Origin of the sequence: Brachybacterium sp. AOP24-D1-21 (assembly GCF_052378665.1) — a bacterium.
Classification (GTDB): domain Bacteria; phylum Actinomycetota; class Actinomycetes; order Actinomycetales; family Dermabacteraceae; genus Brachybacterium.
Genome location: NZ_JBQSXX010000001.1, coordinates 2,783,198 through 2,803,967 on the forward strand (window position 1 = coordinate 2,783,198; position 20,770 = coordinate 2,803,967).

At 69.4% G+C, this 20,770-nt stretch carries 20 protein-coding genes; 12 read left to right on the forward strand and 8 right to left on the reverse strand.

From position 1 onward, the window contains the following. The first annotated feature begins 14 nt into the window (after nucleotides 1-14). The 4 genes from groL to ACT3UF_RS12495 all read left to right on the forward strand — a co-directional run bounded on the left by groL (nucleotide 15) and on the right by ACT3UF_RS12495 (nucleotide 4,510). Nucleotides 15-1,601, forward strand: coding sequence for a chaperonin GroEL (gene groL / locus ACT3UF_RS12480; protein ID WP_441443366.1), 1,587 nt, complete (start codon nucleotides 15-17; stop codon nucleotides 1,599-1,601). A 313-nt stretch (nucleotides 1,602-1,914) separates the two neighbouring features. After that, complete coding sequence (locus ACT3UF_RS12485) at nucleotides 1,915-2,616, forward strand: hypothetical protein (protein WP_441443365.1); 702 nt, start codon at nucleotides 1,915-1,917, stop codon at nucleotides 2,614-2,616. Further along, nucleotides 2,613-3,737 carry a pseudouridine synthase gene (locus ACT3UF_RS12490; protein ID WP_444502776.1) on the forward strand — a complete coding sequence of 375 codons (1,125 nt, stop codon included), beginning with the start codon at nucleotides 2,613-2,615 and terminating at the stop codon, nucleotides 3,735-3,737. The genes ACT3UF_RS12485 and ACT3UF_RS12490 overlap by 4 nt, the downstream gene beginning before the upstream one ends. After that, nucleotides 3,734-4,510 (forward strand): hypothetical protein, encoded by a 777-nt coding sequence (locus tag ACT3UF_RS12495; RefSeq protein ID WP_441443363.1) that lies wholly within the window; start codon nucleotides 3,734-3,736, stop codon nucleotides 4,508-4,510. The genes ACT3UF_RS12490 and ACT3UF_RS12495 overlap by 4 nt, the downstream gene beginning before the upstream one ends. A 7-nt stretch (nucleotides 4,511-4,517) precedes the next feature. On the opposite strand, the gene ACT3UF_RS12500 is transcribed toward ACT3UF_RS12495, so the two are convergent. Further along, nucleotides 4,518-6,176 (reverse strand): inorganic phosphate transporter, encoded by a 1,659-nt coding sequence (locus ACT3UF_RS12500; RefSeq protein WP_441443496.1) that lies wholly within the window; start codon nucleotides 6,174-6,176, stop codon nucleotides 4,518-4,520. A 310-nt stretch (nucleotides 6,177-6,486) separates the two neighbouring features. On the opposite strand from ACT3UF_RS12500, the gene guaB reads away from it, so the two are divergent. Continuing rightward, nucleotides 6,487-7,986, forward strand: coding sequence for an IMP dehydrogenase (gene guaB, locus ACT3UF_RS12505; RefSeq protein WP_441443362.1), 1,500 nt, complete (start codon nucleotides 6,487-6,489; stop codon nucleotides 7,984-7,986). Nucleotides 7,987-8,069: 83 nt separating this feature from the next. Continuing rightward, on the forward strand, nucleotides 8,070-8,477 hold the full coding sequence (locus ACT3UF_RS12510; protein ID WP_444591929.1) for a hypothetical protein: 408 nt from the start codon (nucleotides 8,070-8,072) through the stop codon (nucleotides 8,475-8,477). 103 nt (nucleotides 8,478-8,580) lie between these two features. Here the strand turns inward: ACT3UF_RS12510 and ACT3UF_RS12515 are convergent, their stop codons facing one another. Next, entirely contained in the window at nucleotides 8,581-9,015 is a 435-nt protein-coding gene (locus ACT3UF_RS12515; protein ID WP_441443360.1) for a VOC family protein, read from the reverse strand. A 248-nt stretch (nucleotides 9,016-9,263) separates the two neighbouring features. Here ACT3UF_RS12515 and ACT3UF_RS12520 point away from each other — a divergent pair, with 248 nt between their 5' ends. After that, entirely contained in the window at nucleotides 9,264-9,980 is a 717-nt protein-coding gene (locus tag ACT3UF_RS12520) for an exonuclease domain-containing protein (protein ID WP_441443359.1), read from the forward strand. A 47-nt stretch (nucleotides 9,981-10,027) separates the two neighbouring features. On the opposite strand, the gene ACT3UF_RS12525 is transcribed toward ACT3UF_RS12520, so the two are convergent. After that, nucleotides 10,028-10,639: a hypothetical protein gene (locus ACT3UF_RS12525; protein WP_441443358.1), complete on the reverse strand. Its 612-nt coding sequence runs from the start codon at nucleotides 10,637-10,639 to the stop codon at nucleotides 10,028-10,030. A 79-nt stretch (nucleotides 10,640-10,718) separates the two neighbouring features. Between ACT3UF_RS12525 and ACT3UF_RS12530 the strand changes: the two genes are divergently transcribed. Genes ACT3UF_RS12530 through ACT3UF_RS12540 form a run of 3 tightly spaced genes read left to right on the forward strand, consistent with a single transcriptional unit; the run spans nucleotide 10,719 to nucleotide 13,235 of the window. Further along, nucleotides 10,719-11,828: a GuaB3 family IMP dehydrogenase-related protein gene (locus ACT3UF_RS12530; RefSeq protein WP_441443357.1), complete on the forward strand. Its 1,110-nt coding sequence runs from the start codon at nucleotides 10,719-10,721 to the stop codon at nucleotides 11,826-11,828. A 25-nt stretch (nucleotides 11,829-11,853) separates the two neighbouring features. Further along, nucleotides 11,854-12,708: a hypothetical protein gene (locus ACT3UF_RS12535; RefSeq protein WP_441443356.1), complete on the forward strand. Its 855-nt coding sequence runs from the start codon at nucleotides 11,854-11,856 to the stop codon at nucleotides 12,706-12,708. Beyond that, entirely contained in the window at nucleotides 12,705-13,235 is a 531-nt protein-coding gene (locus tag ACT3UF_RS12540; RefSeq protein ID WP_441443355.1) for a hypothetical protein, read from the forward strand. Before ACT3UF_RS12535 ends, ACT3UF_RS12540 begins: the two co-directional genes overlap by 4 nt. A 17-nt stretch (nucleotides 13,236-13,252) precedes the next feature. Here the strand turns inward: ACT3UF_RS12540 and ACT3UF_RS12545 are convergent, their stop codons facing one another. Beyond that, complete coding sequence (locus ACT3UF_RS12545) at nucleotides 13,253-13,705, reverse strand: hypothetical protein (RefSeq protein ID WP_441443354.1); 453 nt, start codon at nucleotides 13,703-13,705, stop codon at nucleotides 13,253-13,255. A 114-nt stretch (nucleotides 13,706-13,819) separates the two neighbouring features. Between ACT3UF_RS12545 and ACT3UF_RS12550 the strand changes: the two genes are divergently transcribed. Further along, nucleotides 13,820-14,044 carry a hypothetical protein gene (locus ACT3UF_RS12550; RefSeq protein ID WP_444608366.1) on the forward strand — a complete coding sequence of 75 codons (225 nt, stop codon included), beginning with the start codon at nucleotides 13,820-13,822 and terminating at the stop codon, nucleotides 14,042-14,044. Nucleotides 14,045-14,103: 59 nt separating this feature from the next. Here ACT3UF_RS12550 and istB read toward each other — a convergent pair whose 3' ends face one another. Both istB and istA read right to left on the reverse strand, forming a co-directional pair. Next, the gene (istB, locus tag ACT3UF_RS12555; protein ID WP_193119620.1) at nucleotides 14,104-14,886 is read right to left on the reverse strand and encodes an IS21-like element helper ATPase IstB; all 783 of its coding nucleotides are present in this window, start codon (nucleotides 14,884-14,886) and stop codon (nucleotides 14,104-14,106) included. Beyond that, nucleotides 14,883-16,460: an IS21 family transposase gene (gene istA / locus ACT3UF_RS12560; protein ID WP_444607959.1), complete on the reverse strand. Its 1,578-nt coding sequence runs from the start codon at nucleotides 16,458-16,460 to the stop codon at nucleotides 14,883-14,885. The genes istB and istA overlap by 4 nt, the downstream gene beginning before the upstream one ends. Nucleotides 16,461-16,774: 314 nt before the next feature. Here istA and ACT3UF_RS12565 point away from each other — a divergent pair, with 314 nt between their 5' ends. Further along, complete coding sequence (locus ACT3UF_RS12565) at nucleotides 16,775-17,239, forward strand: hypothetical protein (RefSeq protein WP_444608367.1); 465 nt, start codon at nucleotides 16,775-16,777, stop codon at nucleotides 17,237-17,239. Between the two features lie 38 nt (nucleotides 17,240-17,277). Here ACT3UF_RS12565 and ACT3UF_RS12570 read toward each other — a convergent pair whose 3' ends face one another. Further along, nucleotides 17,278-18,501, reverse strand: a complete 1,224-nt coding sequence (locus tag ACT3UF_RS12570; RefSeq protein ID WP_441443352.1) for an acetate/propionate family kinase — start codon at nucleotides 18,499-18,501, stop codon at nucleotides 17,278-17,280. Nucleotides 18,502-18,536: 35 nt separating this feature from the next. Next, nucleotides 18,537-20,633 (reverse strand): phosphate acetyltransferase, encoded by a 2,097-nt coding sequence (pta, locus tag ACT3UF_RS12575; RefSeq protein WP_441443351.1) that lies wholly within the window; start codon nucleotides 20,631-20,633, stop codon nucleotides 18,537-18,539. Nucleotides 20,634-20,770: the final 137 nt, after the last annotated feature.

Consider the following 20,770-nt stretch of genomic DNA (forward strand, 5'->3'; position numbering starts at 1 on the left):
GCGGACTGAGCTTTATGGCCAAGGAGATTATCTACAACGAGGACGCCCGGCGCGCCCTCGAGCGTGGCGTCGACAAGCTCGCCAACACCGTCAAGGTGACGCTCGGCCCCCGCGGCCGCAACGTCGTCCTCGACAAGAAGTGGGGCGCACCCACCATCACGAACGACGGCGTGACCATCGCCCGTGAGATCGAGCTCGAGGATCCCTACGAGAACCTCGGCGCTCAGCTCACCAAGGAGGTCGCGACCAAGACCAACGACGTGGCCGGCGACGGCACCACCACCGCCACCGTCCTCGCCCAGGCCATCGTGCACGAAGGTCTGCGCAACGTCACCTCCGGCGCTGCCCCGGCAGCGCTGAAGCGCGGCATCGAGAAGGCCGTCGAGGCGCTCTCCGAGAAGCTCGGCGAGATCGCCACGCCGGTCGACGGGAAGGCCCAGATCGCCTCCGTCGCCTCCGTCTCGAGCCAGGACACCGAGATCGGCGACCTGCTCGCCGAGGCGTTCGACAAGGTCGGCAAGGACGGCGTCATCACCGTGGAGGAGTCCTCCACCACGGCGATGGAGCTCGACTTCACCGAGGGCATGCAGTTCGACAAGGGCTACATCTCCCCGCACTTCGTCACCGACGCAGACCGCCAGGAGACCGTCCTCGAGGACGCCCAGGTGCTGCTGCACCAGGGCAAGATCTCGGCCGTGGCGGACATCCTGCCGCTGCTGGAGAAGGTCGTCGAGGGTGGCAAGCCGCTGTTCATCATCGCGGAGGACGTCGACGGCGAGGCCCTGTCCACGCTGGTCGTCAACAAGATCCGTGGCACCTTCAAGGGTGCAGCGGTCAAGGCTCCCGCGTTCGGCGATCGCCGCAAGGCGATGCTGCAGGACATCGCGGTGCTCACCGGCGCCCAGGTGGTCACCTCTGACCTCGGTCTGGATCTCAAGACCGTCGGCACCGAGGTGCTCGGCCAGGCCGGCCGCATCGTCGTCACCAAGGATTCGACCACCATCGTGGGCGGCGCTGGCGATGACCAGGCCGTCGCCGATCGGGTCGCGCAGATCCGCGCCGAGATCGAGAACACCGACTCCGACTGGGATCGTGAGAAGCTCCAGGAGCGTCTCGCGAAGCTGGCTGGCGGTGTCGCCGTGATCAAGGTCGGGGCTCACACCGAGGTGGAGCTCAAGGAGAAGAAGATGCGCATCGAGGACGCGGTCTCCGCGACCCGCGCTGCGATCGAGGAGGGCATCGTCTCCGGTGGCGGAAGCGCCATCGTCCAGGCGTCCTCCATCCTTGAGGACGGCCTCGGCCTCGAGGGCGATGAGGCTGTCGGCGTGCGCGCCGTCGCCCGCGCCGTCGTCGAGCCGCTGCGCTGGATCGCCGAGAACGCCGGCCTCGAGGGCTACGTCGTGGTCGAGAAGGTCCGGGAGGCCGCTCTCGGCACCGGCCTGAACGCCGCGACCGGCGAGTACGTCGACCTGGTGGCAGCCGGCATCATCGACCCCGTCAAGGTCACGCGCTCCGCCCTGCGGAACGCCGCCTCGATCGCGGCCATGGTGCTGACCACCGAAACCCTCATCATCGACAAGCGCGACGACGAGGACGAGTGACCGCTCGACAGAGCATCGACTGATCAGCTGATCAGCTCGCACCGAACGGGCGGGTGATCCGGGGAGACCCGGGCCACCCGCCCGTTCTGCATGCCGGGCCCGTTCTGCATGCCGGGCCGCGTGACATCGGCCGAGATCGGAAGACCTCCATCGCGGCGACCGCCCCCGCATGTGAATGTTGGGATGGGTCATCGTTGCTGGTGAGGTACGGGGACTGCGGCGCGTCCGAGGTGTGGCGAGCCGCGTCTGAACCATGTCTCCTGGACGTAAGATGGGCTGAATCACAACCAGGGCGACGGTCGGAGGAGAAGTGGTGATCAGTACACCGGATGTCGCGATCCCGGCGCAGGATGGAGACCTCCCCACCCGCACCTACGGGCCCCCCGCCTCTGTGGTGATCGGTTCCCTCGTGGTGGGCTTCGTGTTCCTGGTGGTGCTCGAGTTCCTGGTCATCATCAGCTTCGTCGGCCAGAGGCTCTGGAACCACCCTGAGCTGATGCACGATCTCGTGTTCACCCTGCCGCTGCTGATCTGGGTGCTGATCGCCGTGACGGTGACCGTGGCGGTGCTGCGGGTGATCACCTCCTGGCTGCAGATCGATGAGGACGGCTTCGAGCTGCGGAGCCTGTTCCGGCGTACGCGGAAGACCAGCTGGGACGAGGTCGGGCAGGTCATCGCGGCGCGTGACATCGATCGCGGTGCGAGCGCAGCGGAAGCGCTCGATGCGCCCGAGACCGCCTACGACGGTGTCTACATCCTGGATCCGCAGGGGCGCCGGATCCTTGCGGTCACAAGCCGCTTGTTCGGTCAGCGGGCCCAGGCGATGACGCTCCACCGTGCGCGGGAGGCTGGAGTGGACATCGTGCACATCGACGCCATCACCCCCGCTGAGCTGATACGCCAGGCGCCGCAGGCGATGACCTTCGTGGATCGCCATCCCAACCCGCTGCTCCTGGCGCTGCTGCTGTTCTACATCGGCCACAACGTGCTGACCTTCATCGTGTGGGGGCTGTGAACGCAGTCTCCGAAGGGCCAGGCCCGGGAGCCAGTTCTGGAACCGGCTCCGGAGCCGACGCCGGATCCGGCTCCGGCCACGACCTCAGTACTGGAGCGCCGGCTGAGGCTGCTGTCCGGCCCGGGCGCGCGGCACGGAGGCGCGCCCGTCGACGCCCGCCTCCGCTCCCGCAGCGCGAGGGCCTGGACGCCGTGCGCTGGCGGGTGCCACAGGACGGGACCTCAGCTGGTCCCGCTCTCGAGGCGCTCAGCAGACGATTCCCGGCGCTCGGCGATCCGGAGGCTACCCCGCTTCCCGCTCGGTTCGCCGCCGGAGAGATCGTCGACTCCGAGGGCAGGGCATGGGGTCCGCAGGACGCCCTCAGCCCCGGGGACGAGCTGTGGTTCCATCGCGAGCTGCGCCCCGAGCAGGTCCCCCCGATCGAGGTGAAGATCCTGCACCAGGATGCGCACCTGCTGGTCCTCGACAAACCCCACGACATGGCCACCATGCCCCGCGGCGCGCACATCCTGGCCAGTGCGCTGGTGAGGCTGCGCCGCCAGACCGGTATCGAGACGCTGGTTCCGCTTCACCGGCTGGACCGGCGCACGGCCGGGGTGCTCGCCTTCGGGATCCGCCCTGAGGAACGCGCCGGATATCAGCAGCTGTTCGCCCGCACGGAGGTGGACAAGGAGTACGAAGCGCGGATCCTTCCCTCGATCTCGTCGTCCCTGCCGATCCTGCCCGGGGAGAGCTGCCGGCTGCAGGATCATCTGGTCAAGCGACGCGGCGAGCTGACCGCGCAGGTTCTGCCTGGTGAGATCAATGCTGAGAGCGACGTCGAGGTGCTCGGCGCAGAGACAGGGGAGGCCGACGGAGTGCTGAGGGTGCTCCTGCGGCCGCGCACCGGACGCACCCATCAGCTGCGCATCCAGCTCGCCTCGCGCGGTGCACCGATCCTTGGGGAGGACCTCTACTGGCCAGCCCAGAGGCCTCAGCCGTCCTCACAGGTCTGGCCTGAGCAGCTGCCCTTGCAGCTGCTGGCGCGCCGCCTCCGCTTCCTCGATCCGTTCACCGGCGCGCAGCGGGACTTCCACAGCTCCCAGGTGCTTCCGGCGGGGTCTCGTACCCTGGGGCAGTGACCGTCCCCCGCTTCCCCGAGCCCGCCGATCCGGATCCTTCACCGCGGCGCACCCGGGCAGGTGCAGTGATCGTCGGTCCGACTGTGCGGGCACGCTATACGCCGGGTGCCCTCATCGGCCTGCCGCTGGTCTCGCTGCTGCTGAGTCCCTTCGCGGGGGCCGGGATCCAGCAATGGCGCTACTCCCGGCTGCGCGACGGGCAGGATGGCCTGCTCGAACAGCTCCTCGCCCCTGCCTGGGTGCAGCTGCTGCTCGGCGCCGCGATGCTGTGGGTGCTGTTCGCGCTGTGGGCACTGGTGCCGCTGCTGCTGACGCAGCGTGTGGTGCTGCTGGACGAGGACCAGGGGAGCGTCGCCCTGCGCAAGGGCCTGCGCATCATCCAGCGGGCACCGGTCTCACAGGTCGATCATGCGGTGGGGGAGGCGGAACGCGGCGGAATGGCCCTGATCGGGATCCGCACACCGGGCGGAGTAGGTCAGCCCGTGCAGCAGTGGGTGATCCCCGAAGTGGGCTGGGACGCCGCCTCGTTCGACGGTCTGCGCGTCCTGCAGGCGGCGGCCGGCCTGCGGCCCGCCCCGCCCAGGGCCGAGCTGGTGCGGGAGAACCGTCGGGTACGTCGGGCCCGCTCTCACCGCGAGCTCGCGGACCGCCTCGGCATGCCCTGGCGCGAGGAATACGAGCACGACGATGCCGCATTCCAGGCCGAGTTCGATCGGGTGCGCCGGGTGCTCGGCGGCAAGGAGCAGGCCCGCGACGCGGACCCGAGGCCCTGAGCCTCGCTCAGAAGATCGCGCGCAGGAGCAGGACCACCACGGCGCCGATGCCGGCGGCGGCCGGAAGGGTGATGATCCAGGCCAGGAAGATCGGCCGCATCAGCTTCCAGTTGGCCGCGTGGTTCACCATCCCGACGCCGAGCACGGCGCCGATCAGGATGTGCGTGGAGGAGACAGGCAAGCCCAGCACCGAGGCCAAGAGCACCACGGTGGCTGCGGCGAGCTCGGCGGCGAATCCTGAGGAGGGGTGCATCGCGGTGAGCCCGGTGCCTACGGTGTGGATCACCTTGCGTCCCACGAACCAGAGCCCGGAGACCAGGGCGATGCCGAAGGCGATCAGCGCCGCTGTGGGGACCGCGGCCTCCTGCGAGATCACCCCGGTGCGCAGCACGTCGAGGACGGCCACGAAGGGGCCGATGGCGTTGGCGATGTCGTTGGCGCCGTGGCTGAAGGCGAAGGCGCACGCGGTGAAGACCTGCATCCAGCTGAACATGATGAAGGTCGCCCGCGAGATCGACTGCTTCTTCAGAGCGCGGGCGAAGACGGTCGTGGCCATCCAGACGCCCAGGGCGAGCATCACGAGCAGCAGCACCCCGCTGCCGGCCGAGATGTCCAGGCCCACGTTCTTCAGACCCTTGAACACGAGCATCGCCGCGAGCAGCACAGCGGCAGCCGCTGCGAGTGGGGGGACCCGCTTCTCCAGTGCGTGGTAGGCAGCGCGTCGCTCGACCTTGCGGGCCGCCTTGCGCTCCTTCTTGGACAGATGCGAGGCGTGCTCAGCGAGCTCCGCGCCCGGCCCGCCGGGGGTGAGATCCAACGCTGCGGACTCGGCGAAGGCGCTCTGCTGGAGTTCGGAGACTCGCTCGTAGCCGGGCACGTGGCGGCTGGGACCGTCCTCCGAGTCCTCGTCGTCCTCGTCGTCGTCGTCCTCGTCGTCGTCGTCCTCGGCGTCGTCGAACCCGCGTGATCCCAGGGCGATGGCTCGCGCGGCGGGCGCCAGGATGTGGCGCTTGATCGCTCCGAACAACAGGTACGCAGACACGCCGCCGAGCAGCGGCGAGAGGATCCAGGAGATGGCGATCTTCCCGATCTCGCTCCACTGCACCATCTCGAAGCCGCCGGTGCCGGTGACGATGCCGGTGGTGACGGCGGCGCCCACGATGCCGCCGATGATCGCGTGGGTGGTCGAGACCGGCCAGCCCATCCTGGTGGCGAGCAGCAGCCACACGGCCGCGCCCAGCAGGGCGGCCATCATGATGAAGGCGAAGGACAGCGGGTCCATGTGCATGGCGCTGATGTCGACGATGCCGCTGCGCACGGTCTCGGTGACCGAGCCGCCCGCGAGGACCGCGCCGGAGACCTCGAAGACGGCGGCGACCACGAGCGCCTGCTTCATCGTGAGCGTGCCCGCCCCGACGCTGGTGCCGAAGGAGTTGGCGACGTCGTTGCCGCCGATGTTGAACGCCATGAACAGTCCGAAGGCGACCGCCAGGATCAGCAGGAAGGCGTTGGTCCCGGTGCCGGTGTGGGCGAATGCCCAGATGGTGAAGGCGACAACGGTCGCCGCCGTCATCAGACCGGCGCCGAGGTGCCAGTTGCGGTCGGGGCCGAGGAAGCCCGTGGAGGGAGGGGCATCAGTGGTCTTCTGAGCGGGCGTGCCAGGCATCGTCGAGTTCCCGGGGATGAGGAGGATGGGGGAGGGGCCGCGCACGTGCTGGCGCTCGGACTCCCCGACAGGGCCGCCGCCACTGTAGGCCGTCAAGGGCTCCGGGGTGAACATCCGTCGAACATCACGAGACCAGCTCGCCCGAGATCACAGAGCCGGGACCTCGGGAGGTGATCGATCGCTCGCTCCTGCTCCTGCCTGCGTGATCCCGCCCACCGCCAACATCGGCGCAGGTCAAGGAGCGAGATGTTGGTCCTGCCTGTGGTGGGCGAGACAGCGCGACGGGCGCCCGCGCCGCTACCATCGGGGCATGACGAGCGCGGATCCCTTCGGTTTCATCGGACTCACCTACGACGACGTTCTGCTTCTCCCGGGGGAGACGGATGTGATCCCCTCGGAGGCGGACACCTCCAGTCGCCTCACGCGGGAGATCTCCCTGAAGATCCCCTTGGCGAGTGCGGCGATGGACACCGTCACCGAGTCCCGGATGGCGATCGCGATGGCCCGCCACGGCGGCATCGGCATCCTCCACCGCAACCTCTCCATCGAGGACCAGGCCCATCAGGTGGATCTGGTCAAGCGCACCCAGACCGGCCGCATCACCAACCCGGTCACCATCGGCCCCGACGCCACCCTCGAGGACTTCGACGCGGTGTGCGGGCAGTTCCGGGTCTCCGGCCTGCCCGTGGTGGATGCGGACCTGCGCCTGCTGGGCATCTGCACCAACCGCGACCTGCGCTTCATCCCCGTCGCCGAGTGGGCCGCCACCAAGGTCGGCGACGTCATGACCACCGAGCTCTTCACCGCGCCCGAGGACGTCACCCCGGAGCAGGCCACCGCCATGCTGCGCAAGAACAAGCGCGAGCGGCTGCCTCTGGTCGATGCCGACGGCCGTCTCACGGGCCTGATCACCGTGAAGGACTTCGTGAAGTCCGAGCAGTTCCCCGACGCTTCCAAGGACGGCCAGGGCCGGCTCCTGGTCGGCGCGGGCGTGGGCTTCTTCGGTGACTCCCTCGAGCGCGCCGGTGCGCTGCGCGAGGCCGGGGTGGACGTCCTCGTCGTCGACACCGCCAACGGACACGCCCGCCTGGCGCTGGAGATGATCCGCACCATCAAGAACGACCCGTACTTCGCCGACGTCCAGGTGATCGGCGGCAACGTCGCCACCCGCGCCGGGGCACAGGCTCTGGTCGACGCCGGTGCCGACGCGGTCAAGGTCGGCGTGGGCCCGGGCTCCATCTGCACCACCCGCGTCGTCGCCGGTGTCGGCGTCCCGCAGGTCACGGCGATCTATGAGGCCTCCAAGGCCTGCGGCCCCGCCGGCGTCCCGCTGATCGGCGACGGCGGCCTGCAGTACTCCGGAGACATCGCCAAGGCCCTGGTCGCCGGCGCGGACACCGTGATGGTCGGCTCGCTGCTGGCCGGCACCGAGGAGTCCCCGGGCGAAGTGGTGCTGGTGGGCGGCAAGCAGTACAAGGCCTACCGCGGCATGGGTTCGCTGGGCGCGATGTCCTCGCGCGGCAAGAAGTCCTTCTCCAAGGATCGCTACTTCCAGGCCGACGTCCCCAGCGACGACAAGATCGTGCCCGAGGGCATCGAGGGTCGGGTCTCCTACAAGGGCCAGCTCGGCTCCGTCGTGCACCAGCTCACCGGCGGCCTGCACCAGTCGATGTTCTACGTCGGCGCGAACACCGTGCCCGAGCTCAAGGAGCGCGGCCAGTTCGTGCGCATCACCGCCGCCGGGCTCAAGGAATCCCACCCGCACGACATGGCCGCGATCATCGAGGCGCCGAACTACAGCTCACGCTGAGCCGGGGCAGGGGGGTATCCCCCTGCGCGGCCGGAGGAGGTCACCGTGGCAGAGCGCGGGGGACGGTTCCTAGGATTGTGGGCATGACCTCGTACAACATCCCCGCATTCCCCGCTGTACCGTCCTCCGACGCTCCCGAGAAATCGGCCCGGGCGTCATCCTGGGCGCTCGGGCTCTCGCTCCTCGCCCTGATCGGAGGCATCGTTGCGATGGGTGCGGTCGGGGCCTCGGTGGCGCCCATGGAAGCGGCGTCCGGCTACTACTTCACCGACACGCCCCTCTGGTATCAGGTCGCGGTCCTCGTGGGCTTCGCCTCTCTGCTGATCTGGACCGTCGCGGGGCTCGCCGGGGTCGTGCTGGCCGTGCTCGGCCTCCGCGCCGGGAGCGGACGGGCGCGGGCGATCTCTGCGATCGTCCTCGCGGTCCTCGCACCGGTCCTCACCCTCGCCGTTCTGCTCGCGGCCATGGGAGCGGGGATCGTGCTGCTCTGAGCTGGTGAGCTGGTGAGCTGGTGAGCTGGTGAGCTGGTGAGCTGGTGAGCTGGTGAGCTGGTGTGCTGGTCTGTGCTGGCCTGCGCCGGCGTTCGGCGCCGACTCACTCCTGGGTGGTCGCCGCCTGGGCCGACGGATCGCTCGCGTGCTCATAGCCGATCAGCCACAGCACCCCGAAGCGGTCCCGGACCTGCCCGTCGGAGGCTCCCCAAGGACGGCGCTGGAGCGGATCGACGACCTCCCCGCCCTCGGCGAGGGCGGCGAACCAGGTGCGCAGGGTGGTCGGCTCGGCATGGCCGAGCAGCGCGACCATCAGCCCTTCGGCGTGGAACGGCCGGTCCTGCTCTCCGGTATCGGAGACATACAGGTCCACCGGCCCGCGCAGCACACCGTGGGCGATCGACGCAGCCGGACCGTCCGTGCGTTCGAACTGCGCGAAGGTGTGCACCTCGATCTCGCCGCCGAAGACCGCGTGGTAGAAGTCCAGTGCGCCCTGCGCGGTGCCGGGCAGGTGGAGGTACAGAGCCGGTGCGGGCATGAGGGTCCCCTCGGTCACGCGACCGGATCGGGTCCGGGATCGCTGTGGGGACGAGGGTAGACGCCTGGGCGCGCTGCGGTCCATCGTGCTGCGGGCCGTCGCCGAGCGGGCCCCGCCATCGCCGTGCCGTCCCGACCATCGCCTTGCGGTCTCCGCCGTCCTCGTGCGGCACTCACCGTCCCTCCCCAAGGTGAAGTCATCCACAGCCGTGGTTAACGGATGTCTGCGCCGATGCCTAGGCTGTGTGCATGAGCGCGAGCACCCTGACCTGGACGGACCGACCCCTGCTGGGTTTCGACACCGAGACCACCGGCACGAATGTGGCGACCGACAGGATCGTCACCGTCGCCCTGGTGCACTCCGTGGGTCCGGGCCGGGAGAACGAGACCGTCGCGACCTGGCTGATCGATCCTGAGATGGACATTCCCGAGCCCGCGCAGCGGGTGCACGGGATCAGCACCGAGCACGCTCGCGCCCATGGCATGAAGGCCGCGGAGGCGCTCGACGAGGTCGCCGAGATGATCGCCGACGCGCTGCGCCGGGACGTGCCGCTGGTCGCCTTCAACATCAGCTTCGACCTCGCGATCCTCGAGAACGAGCTGACCCGTCTGGGCCTGCCCACGCTCAGCCAGCGACTCGGGCATGACATCGCCCCGGTGCTCGATGCGCTCGTCCTGGATCGCGGCGTGGACCGCTACCGCAAGGGCAAGCGCACGCTCACCGACGTGCTCGCGCTCTACGGGCTCGAGCAGGACGGCCGCCTCCACACGGCCGACGTCGACGTCTCCGCCACCCTGGACGTGCTGCGGGCCCTCACGGGCAAGTACCCGAAGCTCGGCGCCTCCTCGCTCGAGGAGCTGCACCGGGAGCAGATGGGCTGGCACCGCCGCTGGGCGGAGGGCATGAACGAATGGCTGACCAAGAAGGGCAAGACCCCGGACGTCAACACCGTCTGGCCCCTCTGACAGCGGGACTCGACGGCCTCGACATCTTCAGCGCCGAAGCGTCATGGTCATGACTCCTCGGCGGATTCCGCCCAGCCGGCGGTGGTGCGCAGCCAGGCCACGCGGCCGACGAGAGCGACCGCGCCGCCGGCGAGCAGCAGCGGCCACCCGGGTTCGAGACCTGAGGGGCGGCCGTCCAGCAGGGACCACAGTCCGAGCAGTCCCATCAGCGCGATCGATGCTCCCACCCCGATCACCCACACCGCGTGCAGCGAGTGCGCATCCTCCAGCTGCCAGGGCACTTCGCGCAGCGTCCCACCCGCCGCTTCGCGGCGGCGTCGGACGGTGATGAAGCCCAGCAGCTGCAGCAGACGGGTCAGAGAGAAGCCGACCAGGGCGAGAGCGGCGGCCAGCACCGGGCCGTTCATCGGCCTCACCTGCCCCTCGGCAGGAGCCATCCGGATCAGCTCCACCAGCTGCTGGGAGAGAAGAGCGAGACCGAGCAGCGTGACCAGGCCCGGCAGCAGCAGCGACGGTCCCTTGTCGCGCCGGGCGGAGTCGTCGGCATCCGCCGCATCGGACCGGGCGAGCATTCCCTCGGCATCCAGCCGTGGGAAAGAGGGAGGGGATCCGGCATCCCCGTGCTCGGGATCGAGGCCGGGACGGTGCTCGGAGCTCATCCGGCCACGGTAGCCCGCGACCCGCCCGCGCGCCCTGAGGACAGCGGTGGTGCGTCCCGACGGTAGACTCCCCGATGTGATGAGCGAGATCGAGATCGGCCGCAACAAGCGGGGACGCCGCAGCTACAGCTTCGACGACGTGGCGGTGGTCCCGTCCCGTCGAACCCGTGACCCGGAGGACGTCTCCACGTCCTGGCAGGTGGATGCCTACCACTTCGACATCCCCATCTTCGCCGCCCCCATGGACTCCTTGATGTCCCCCGAGACCGCGATCGAGCTGGGCAGGCTCGGCGGTCTGGGCGTGCTCGACCTCGAGGGTCTGTGGACCCGCTACGAGGACCCCACCGCGCAGTTCGACCGCATCGCCACCGCCGCGGACGAGGACGTCGTCGCGGAGATGCGCTCGGTCTACTCCGAGCCCGTCAAGCCCGAGCTGATCCGGGACCGCATCCAGCAGCTGCGCGACGCGGGAGTGACCGCCGCCGGCGCGCTGTCGCCGCAGCGCACCCAGGAGCACTGGAAGACCGTCGTCGATGCGGGCGTGGACATCTTCTTCATCCGCGGCACCACCGTCTCTGCGGAGCACGTCTCCTCCGATCGTGAGCCGCTGAACCTCAAGCGCTTCATCTACGAGCTCGACGTCCCGGTGATCGTGGGCGGTTGCGCCACGTACACGGCAGCCCTGCATCTCATGCGCACGGGCGCGGCCGGAGTGCTGGTCGGGTTCGGCGGCGGCGCGTCCCAGACCACCCAGGAGACCCTCGGCATCACGGTGCCGCTCGCGAGCGCGGTGGCCGACGTCGCCGCAGCCCGCCGGGACTACATGGATGAGTCCGGTGGCCGGTATGTGCACGTGATCGCCGACGGCGGCCTGGGACGTTCCGGCGACCTGGTCAAGGCGATCGCCTGCGGCGCCGACGGGCTGATGGTCGGTGCCGCGCTCGCGCGCGCCGAGGAGGCTCCGGGACGCGGCCACCACTGGGGCAGCGAGGCGCATCACCCGACGCTCACCCGCGGGCACCGGGTCCCGGTGGGCACCGCAGCCCCGCTCGAACAGATCCTCTTCGGTCCCTCGACCGCCGCCGACGGCAGCACGAACCTCGTGGGCGCCCTGCGCCACGCCATGGCCACCACGGGCTACCTCGAGCTCAAAGAGTTCCAGCGGGTCGAGGTCGTGACCACCGCGTGAGTCAGGCGGCGGCAGCGATGCTGCGATGAGCGAGAGCACGGGCAGACGTCGCGATGCCGGGGCGCGCCGCGGTCTCCCTCCGTGGGCCGTCCTCCTCTGTGGTGCGCTCGCCACGGGCATCTGCCTGCTGCTCCTGTTCGGACCGTTCTACCCGTACACCGGAACGCCGGGGGAGGCGATCAGACACCGATTGCTGATGCTGCTGGACGGCAGAGGTCCGCGCATCCTCTCCGACCTGCTGTGGAACTGGTTCTTCCTCTCCACCACCGTCGTGCTCGGCATGATCCTCATGCTGCTGCCCTGGGGCGCGGCACGGGAGCGCCGGCGCGGCGGGACCGCAGGAGCGTCCGGTGAGCACCATCGCGATGCGGGGCCCCGCAGCGACGCGGGGGCAGCCCGCGTCAGCATCACCGAGCGGAGCACCTCCCTCACCTTCTCCGATGACGGCAGCATCCAGGATCCGGAGGATCCCGATGCCGTGATGATCGAGCGCAGCGTCTCGGACCTGCGCGCGATGGCTCGCGCGGCCAGGATCCCGTGGCGCACCGACTACGAGACCAGCGGAGGAGCGCGCGCGTTCCTCGAGGTGCTGCGTGCACTGGGCACCGGCCCGGTCGGCGTTCACCGCGCCGAGGACGCGAGGGTCGGAGCCTCCAGTCCGGATACCGCCGTTGAACCTGCTGACACGACTGTCGCGGCTTTCGTGGCTGCAGACACCTCTGACACTGCGGTCGCCTCCGCTGCCGGCACTGCGGAACGACCGTCGGCCGAGGAGTCTTCGAGCAGCCCCGGCTCCGTGTACACCCCCACCACGCTGTACCGCTCGTCGACGTGGGACGGAGACGCAGAAGAGGATCTCGATGAGGAGGGGCAGGGATGACGCTTCCCTCTGAGCAGGACCAGCAGCGGGGAGGCCCGCGCCGTCGCGGGCACCGGGCCCGCGATATCCCGGTGACGCTCCTGGCCGCGGTCGTGATTGCCCTGGTGATCTACTGGCCGATGTCGCCGTGGAGCCTGAGCTGGTCACAGCTGGAGTTCCTGCTGCCCTGGATGCTCGCCCCCTCCACCGGGGTGCTCCCACTGGCCCTGGTGCTGCTGATCCTCATCTGGGTTCCGGTCGTGCTGAGATCGCTGACCGGCGGTACCCGGCGGCCTTCCGCAACCCCTCCCGGTGACGACCCTGCGAAGACCTCCTCGCCCTCCGCGCGGGAGGAGCAGCGGGGTGTCGGGGACGATCAGCTCGAGATCCCGGCCATGAGCTTTCGGCAGATGGGGACCGAACATCGTTGGGAGCTGGCCGAGGCGCTCGACATCCCATGGCGTGACGAGCTGATCCATGACCACCAGAGCTGGGCGATCGCCTGCCTCGAGGCGGCGCAGCGAAGGGCCGAGCGACCGTTCAGCTGACTGCGGCGCGGGTGAGGTCAGAACCACTCGTGGCGCGAGGACCTTTCCGGGCCGCGGGACCGTCTTCGAGCGACGATGCCCCCGCCCAGCAGGGCCAGCGCGCTCACGAGCAGGATGCTGAATGCGAGCACCGTTCCCCGCATCCCCAGAGCCGCCACGGCGACGTCGGCGACTCCTGTGCAGCTCAGCGTGACCTGCTGATCTGCGGTGACGGAGACGGTGCCGATCTGGGTGTACTCGGTGTCGACGATCTTCGCCGGCAGGTCGATCTGCTCCGCCGTCCAGGTCACTCCGTCCCCACCGGTGACGGTGCAGGCGGCGGAGGAGGCTGCATCAAAGGACGGGACGTACACGTAATAGCGGAATGACGACGATGCCTGGATCGTGCCCGTCGTCGCGCCGAAGGATACGGGCGCGGCGGTCAGCGGGGCAACGCCGACGGCGACGAGGGCCGCGACGTAGCCGCTCATGATCCGTGGCCGCTCGCGATCAAGATACGTGAGGCGCGGGCCTCTGAGGGAGTGGCTGCGGCGATGGCGGCGCCTGGCACAATGGCGGTCTGCAGGGGTACCCGGGGAAGGGGCATGGCCATGGAGTTCCTGTTCATCATCGTGATCGGCGTGATCTTCGTGGTGCAGTTCGCCATGAAGCAGCGAGGCAAGGACGACTCGTCGGGATCGTCGCTGTGGGGAGGCGGGGATGACGCGAGGACGTCGTCGCGCCCCCGGATGCGTCCGCGCCCGCAGGCACCGCAGCCCAAGAGCCTCGTGTCAAGGGACATCGGGATCTCCCTGTGGGCGGACGTTTGATCTCCCTGTTCGCGGACAGTTCATCTCCCTGTCGGCGGTCAGTTGATCTCCCTGCGGGGTTAGGTCAGGGGGACGACACCGCGTCCGGCGGTGGCCTCGGCCAGTCGCATCGAGGTGCCCTCGGTGGTGAGGACGTGGGCGTGGTGGAGGAGCCGGTCGACGGTCGCGGTGGCGAGGGTCTTGGGCATGAAGGTGTCGAACCCGGCGGGGTGGAGGTTGCTGGTCACGGCCAGGCTCCGCCGTTCGTAGGTAGCGTCGACGAGGCGGTAGAACGCTTCGGCGGCGGCCTGCCCTGCCGGGAGCATGCCGATGTCGTCAACGACGATCAGGTCGGCGCGGGTGATCCGGGCGATGACCTTGTTGATCGACCCATCGACGCTGGCCCGTCCGATCGCGGTGGTCAGCGATTCCAGGGTGAACCAGGCAACGCGCATGTCGGCGTCGATCACCTGGTGGGCGATCGCCTCGACGAAGTGGGTCTTCCCGGTGCCGGAGGGCCCGCTGATGGCGAGGTTCTCAGCGCGGTGGATCCATTCCAGGGTCGCCAGCGCCGACTGGGTCGGGGCGGGGATGGAGGAGGCGGTCTCCTGCCAGGTCTGGAAGGTCTTCCCGGCTGGCAGGCCGGCGCTCTTGCGGCGCATCGCCTTGGTGGCCGCGTCCCGCCCCCGGACCTCTTCAGCCAGAAGGACGCGGAGGACCTCGGTGGGGTCCCATCGCTGCGCTTTCGCGGTGGCCAGCACGTCCGGGGCGGCAGCACGGAGGTAGGGCATGCGCATGCGCTTCAGGACCGTGGTCAGGTCCTCGGGCAGCGGCGGGGCAGTCATCGTCGTGGTGACGGTCATCGGGTGGTCTCCATGCTCGTGGTGGTGGTGAATCCGGCCCAGCTGGTGGTGCCGGGCTGGGCGGAGTGGGTCTCATCAGCGATGACCAGGTCTGCGACCGCGGCACCGCTTAAGTGGTGGTCGACGATGGTGGCCAGGTCACCCTCGGCGAAGCGTCCGGCGGTCGCGGCGATCCCGAGTCCGGCATCAACCTGATCGGTGCCGACCAGGGCGGCCAGCTCGAGCGCGGCGGTCATCTTCGCCCGGATCCGCACTGTCCCGGCGGCAGAGGCCTCGATCAGCCAGGCCCTCGCCCCATCTCCCAGGGCGAGGAAGTCCCGCTCGGCGCTGGTGCGGGCCCGGGGCCGCGGAACGCGGGGAGCGCCGGTCGGGTCCTGGGGATGGTCGGGATAGTGGGCCAGGTCGATCCGGGGAGTGCCCGGGGTGGAGAGGCGATGGCGGGCGACCTCGACCAGCCCGCGTCGGTCCCCGGCCCAGTCCGGGAGGGTGGGTAGGGCGTCGAGGTCGGCGATGATCACCAGCTCCATCCCCGCGGCGCGGACCCAGACCTCGGCCCCGACCAGGCCCGGCGGCGTGGAGTAGCGCACCGATCCGAACCGCACCGTCTGATCGGTGCCCACCGACCGGGTCTGGCCCAGCGCCATCGTGTGAGGAGCCGCCGGCAGCACGTGCAGGCGGGCACGTTCCTCGGCCAGGGCCTCGGCCGGGATCCGTGCGGACTCTCGATGCCTGCGGGCGTTGACCTTGTGGGTGAACGTCTCGCAGGCGGTCTCGAGCTCGGCGAACGAGGCGTAGTCGGCGCGGAGGTTCGCGTCGGTGGGCACCAGATCCGCCTTCGCGATCTTCACCGTCGCCTCGGTCCCGCCCTTGGACTCCGGATCGAAAGGGACGCAGGTATGGACCTGCATGCCGTAGTGCCGGCCGACCTCGACGATCTGCGGATGCCGCACCGGGACCCCGGCCACGTGATCGATGCTGACGGTCCTCGGGTTGTCGGTCAGGACATAGGTCGGGACCCCGCCCAGGCGGTGCAGCGTCGCATCCAGGCACGTGATCAGCGTGGGCAGGGTCTGGTCCCAGACCGGGATCACCACCCGGAACCTCGAGAAGGCCAGCCACGCGCAGAACAGCCACGTCCGCCGCGGCGTCCCGTCCGGGCCGGGCACCTTCGGACCCTCACCCCAGTCGAACTGCAGCCACAGCCCCGGCTCGGTGATCCACGGCCGGTAAGTGCGCCGGTGCCCGGCCCGCCACGCCGCCTTGGCTCGTGCGACCGCCCGCCGAGTAGTTCGCTCCGTCCCCGTGAACCCCTGCGCGACCAGCCGTTCATGGACCACGTCCGCGCGGACCTTGCCGCTACTGCGCTCGACCCACTCCTCGATCTTCGGCAAGAACCCATCCAGCATCCGCGGCCGCCGGCCCGGCCCCATCACCGGCGCCCCCGCATCCCGGGCAGCGACGTAACGCCGCACCGTCTTCGCATCCACCCCCGCCAGCCCCGCCGCCGAATGCGCGGACCCCGTGGCGTCGAACGCCTCCAGAATTTCCATGATCTCCCTGTCAGACTTCTTCATGCGTCCCTCCGGTGGGTACCTGCTCGTGGTGGTAGAAGACCTCGAGCAAACCCCGGAGGGACGCGCATTTCGGGACCGACACGGCCCGATCCCAGGACCACAGACAGGGAGATCAACTGTCCGTCAGCAGGGAAATCCGTGTCCGCCTACAGGGAGATTGGCATGTCCGCTAGCACCTCGACGAGGCGCTGCGACTGTCGCAGGACCGCCAGGCGCCGCCCACGATCCGGTACGCGGGCCTCGAGTACGACGATGACGACACGCTGGCGGCTCCCACGGATGGCTCTGCGTCAGCGCCCGACGACGTGCCGGTGATGACCGAGATGTCACGGACGGAGCCGAACGCCTCGCATGAGCCCGATAGCGCTCCGGACCGGGGAACGGACGCGGAGGTCGAGACCGGTCGCTCCGAAACCGGGCGCGCGGGGATCGAGCCGGACGGGGTCGGGCCTGCAGGGATCGAGCCTGCAGAGGCCGAGTCTTTCGCTGCCGAGTCTTTCGGTGTCGAGCCTTTCAGTGCCGAACCCCTCAGCGCCGAGCCCGTCGGGTCCGACGTCGCTGAGCCACGCCGCGCCGCGGAGCCGTTCACGCCGGCGTACTCCGCCTCCGTCTACACCCCGACCTCGGTCTACACCGGCTACACCCCGACCTCGCTGTACACCAGCGGGACGTCGATCCTGGGCGGCGCGAAGCAGGTAGACCCGCAGCGGGAGGAGCCGGAGACGGACCCGGACGAGGACGCGCAGGAGCCGGGGCCCGAGGAGGGCCAGCGCTCCTGACGCGGTTGTCGCGTGGAACCGCCGCGCGAACCCGGGGTTCAGCCCTGCAGGGCGCGCGCCACCTCTGCCGACTGACGTGCGATCGACAGCTCCTCGTCGGTCGGCACGATCATCACTGTGACCTTCGAGTTCGGTGTCGAGATCACGCGCATCTCCTTGCTGCGGGCAGCGTTCGCCTCGAGATCCAGCTCGATGCCGAAGCTCTCGAGCCCGGTGAGCAGCCGTTCGCGGACCATCGGCACGTTCTCGCCGATCCCGGCGGTGAAGGCGATGATATCGAGCCCGCCCAGCACGAAGGAGTACGAGCCGAGGTACTTGCGCAGGCGATGCACGTACACGTCCATCGCGAGGGTCGCGGCCTCGTCGCCCGCGTCGACCGCCGCCGTGATGTCACGGAAGTCGCTCATCCCGCACATGCCCATCATCCCGGAGCGCTTGTTGAGGATGTCGTCGATCTCCTCCGCGCTGAGCCCGGCCTGACGATGCAGGTGGATGTAGATCGACGGATCGATATCACCGGTGCGGGTCCCCATCACCAGGCCCTCGAGCGGGGTGAGCCCCATAGAGGTCTCCACCGCCGCGCCGCCCCGCACCGCGGAGGCCGAGGCGCCGTTGCCCAGGTGCAGCACGACCTGACGCAGCTCAGAGACGTCATGCCCCTGCGCGGCCAGATCGGAGGCGACGGTCTCGGCGACGTACTGGTGGCTGGTCCCGTGCGCGCCATAGCGCCGCACCCGGTACTGCGTGGCCAGCTCACGGTTCAGCGCGTAGTTCGCCGCCGCGGCGGGCAGCGCGGTGAAGAACGCGGTGTCGAAGACGGCCACGTGCGGCACCTCCGGCAGCAGGGCCTGGGCCCCGTCGATCCCGTCGACAGCCGCGTAGTTGTGCAAGGGTGCGAGCTTCCCGAGATCGTGGATGTCCCAGCGCACGTGCTCGTCGATCAGGACCGGCTCGGAGTAGCGGGCACCGCCCTGGACCACCCGGTGGCCGACGGCGCGGATCCGGTCATCGGAGAGCGACAGACCCACGTCCTCGAAGAGGTGCTGGACGATCTTCATCGCCTGCTTGTGGTCCGGCACGGGTCCCTCGAAGGTGGATTCCCGCTCGCCCGCGGTGATCGTCGCATTGCCCTGCTCCTGCCCGACCCGCTCGACGATGCCGGTCGCATCGACCGTGCCGTCGGCGGGGGACAGCAGCTGGAACTTCAGGGACGACGAGCCGGAATTGATGACGAGGACGCGTGGGTCCGTGGGTGCTGCCATGGCAGAGGAGCTCCTGATCGCTGGAGGGTGGGAGGTCAGTGCACGGGGGCGGCGGAGTCGGCCTGCGCCTGGATCGCGGTGATCACGACGGTGTTGATGATGTCGTCCACCAGTGCCCCGCGGGAGAGGTCGTTGACCGGCTTGTTCAGGCCCTGCAGGACCGGGCCGATCGCGATCGCCCCGGCGGAGCGCTGCACCGCCTTGTAGGTGTTGTTGCCGGTGTTGAGGTCGGGGAAAACGAACACCGTCGCCCGCCCCGCCACCGAGGAATCCGGGAGCTTGGTCTTGGCGACAGAGGCATCGACGGCCGCGTCGTACTGGATCGGTCCCTCGACATCGAGCTCCGGGTTGCTGTCGCGCACCAGGGTGGTGGCCTCGCGCACCTTGTCGACATCGGCGCCGGTGCCCGAGGTGCCGGTGGAGTAGGAGAGCATCGCGATCCGCGGCTCCACCCCGAACTGCTCGGCGGTCGCGGCGGACTGCACGGCGATATCCGCCAGCTGCTCCGCAGTGGGGTCGGGGTTCACAGCGCAGTCGCCGTAGACGAGCACACGGTCCTCGAGCGCCATCAGGAACACCGAGGAGACGATCTTCGCCCCGGGCTTGGTCTTGATGATCTCGAAGGAGGGCCGGATGGTGTGGGCCGTGGAATGGGCGGCGCCGGAGACCATCCCGTCGGCCTCACCCATCTGCACCATCATGGTGCCGAAGTAGGAGACGTCCTGGACCTTCTCGCGAGCCTGCTCCAGGGTGACGCCCTTCTTGGCGCGCAGTCGCGCGTACTCCGCGGCGTACCTCTCGACGTGCTCATGGTCGTGAGGGGAGACGATCCGGGCCTCGGAGATGTCATGGCCGAGCTGCGCGGACTTCGCGCGGATCGTGTTCTCATCGCCCAGCAGGATCAGGTCGGCGACGCCCCGGGCGAGCAGCGCCTCGGCGGCGGCGATGATCCTGGGCTCATCACCCTCGGGAAGCACGATCGTCTTCTTCTCCCCGCGGGCGCGGGCGAGCAGCTCGAACTCGAACATCATCGGGGTGACGACCTCGCTCCTGGTCACCTCGAGGGAGTTGAGCAGCTCGGGGATCGGCAGGTGTTCGGCGACCGCGCGACGTGCCGCATCCATCTTCTGCGGGCTGTGGACGTCGAGCCTGCCGCGCGACTTCGCGACCGCCACCGCAGTGTCGAAGGTGGACAGGTCGGTGGCGATGATCGGGAGGTCCTGCTGCACGCCGGAGATCAGCCGTCCCACCTCCTCGGGGACGTCATAGCCACCGGTCAGCACGATCGAGGAGAGGGCCGGGAAGGTGCCGGACTGCTGCGCCATCACTAGGCCCGGGAGAAGGTCGTAGCGGTCGCCGGGAGCGATCACGGTGCAGTTCTCGGTGAGGCGGGAGAGCACGTTCGGAAGGCTCATCGCTGCGATCACGGTGCCGATCGCGACGCGGTCCAGCCACTCCGGATTGCCCTGCAGGAGGGTGCCGTTGATGGCATCCTTCAGCTCCTGCACCGTGACGGCCATGATCACCGGGTTCTCCGGGATCGCTGCGACCAGGGCGTCTGGGACCTTCGCCGTGACCGCCTGATGGATCGCATCCAGGGAATCGACCTCCGCGCGGTTGACGACCACGGCGATCGGCAGCGCGTGATGGCCGCCGAACTCGCTGACGGACACCGCCGCCAGCGCCGCGATCTGGTCAGGGCTGCGGTCCAGCCCGGACAGCACGACCACCACGGGCGCGCCCATATTGGCGGCGACCTCGGCGTTGAAGGCGAGCTCGGTGGGATTGGCGAGGTCGTCATAGTCGGAGCCGAGGACCACCAGCACCGAGAAGCGCTCGGCGAGCTCGCGGTGGCGGGCGAGGATCCGCTCATGCGCGAGATCGGGATCGGAGATCACCAGTTGGTGATCCACCCCGATCGCATCCTCATAGCTCTGCTCGACGGCGGGATGGCTGGTGAGGAGGTCGACGGCGTAGTCGCGCGTGCGGTCGGCCTTGACGACGGGACGGAACACCCCGACGCGGTCGGAACGGGAGGCGAGGGCTTCTAGAAGACCGAAAGCCACCATCGACTTGCCGGTCATCCCCTCCGGGCTGGCGATATAGACACTCTGGGACACGCTCCCCAGCATAGGCGCGGCACCTCCGCAGAGTGCGGGACTGGTGGTACCTGTTCCGGGCCCGGGCACGGGGTAAGGGCACGGACCTGGAAGTCCGCAGACGGGTGGGGCGCGAAGTCCGCAGACGGGCGGGGGAGGGCGCCCTGCAC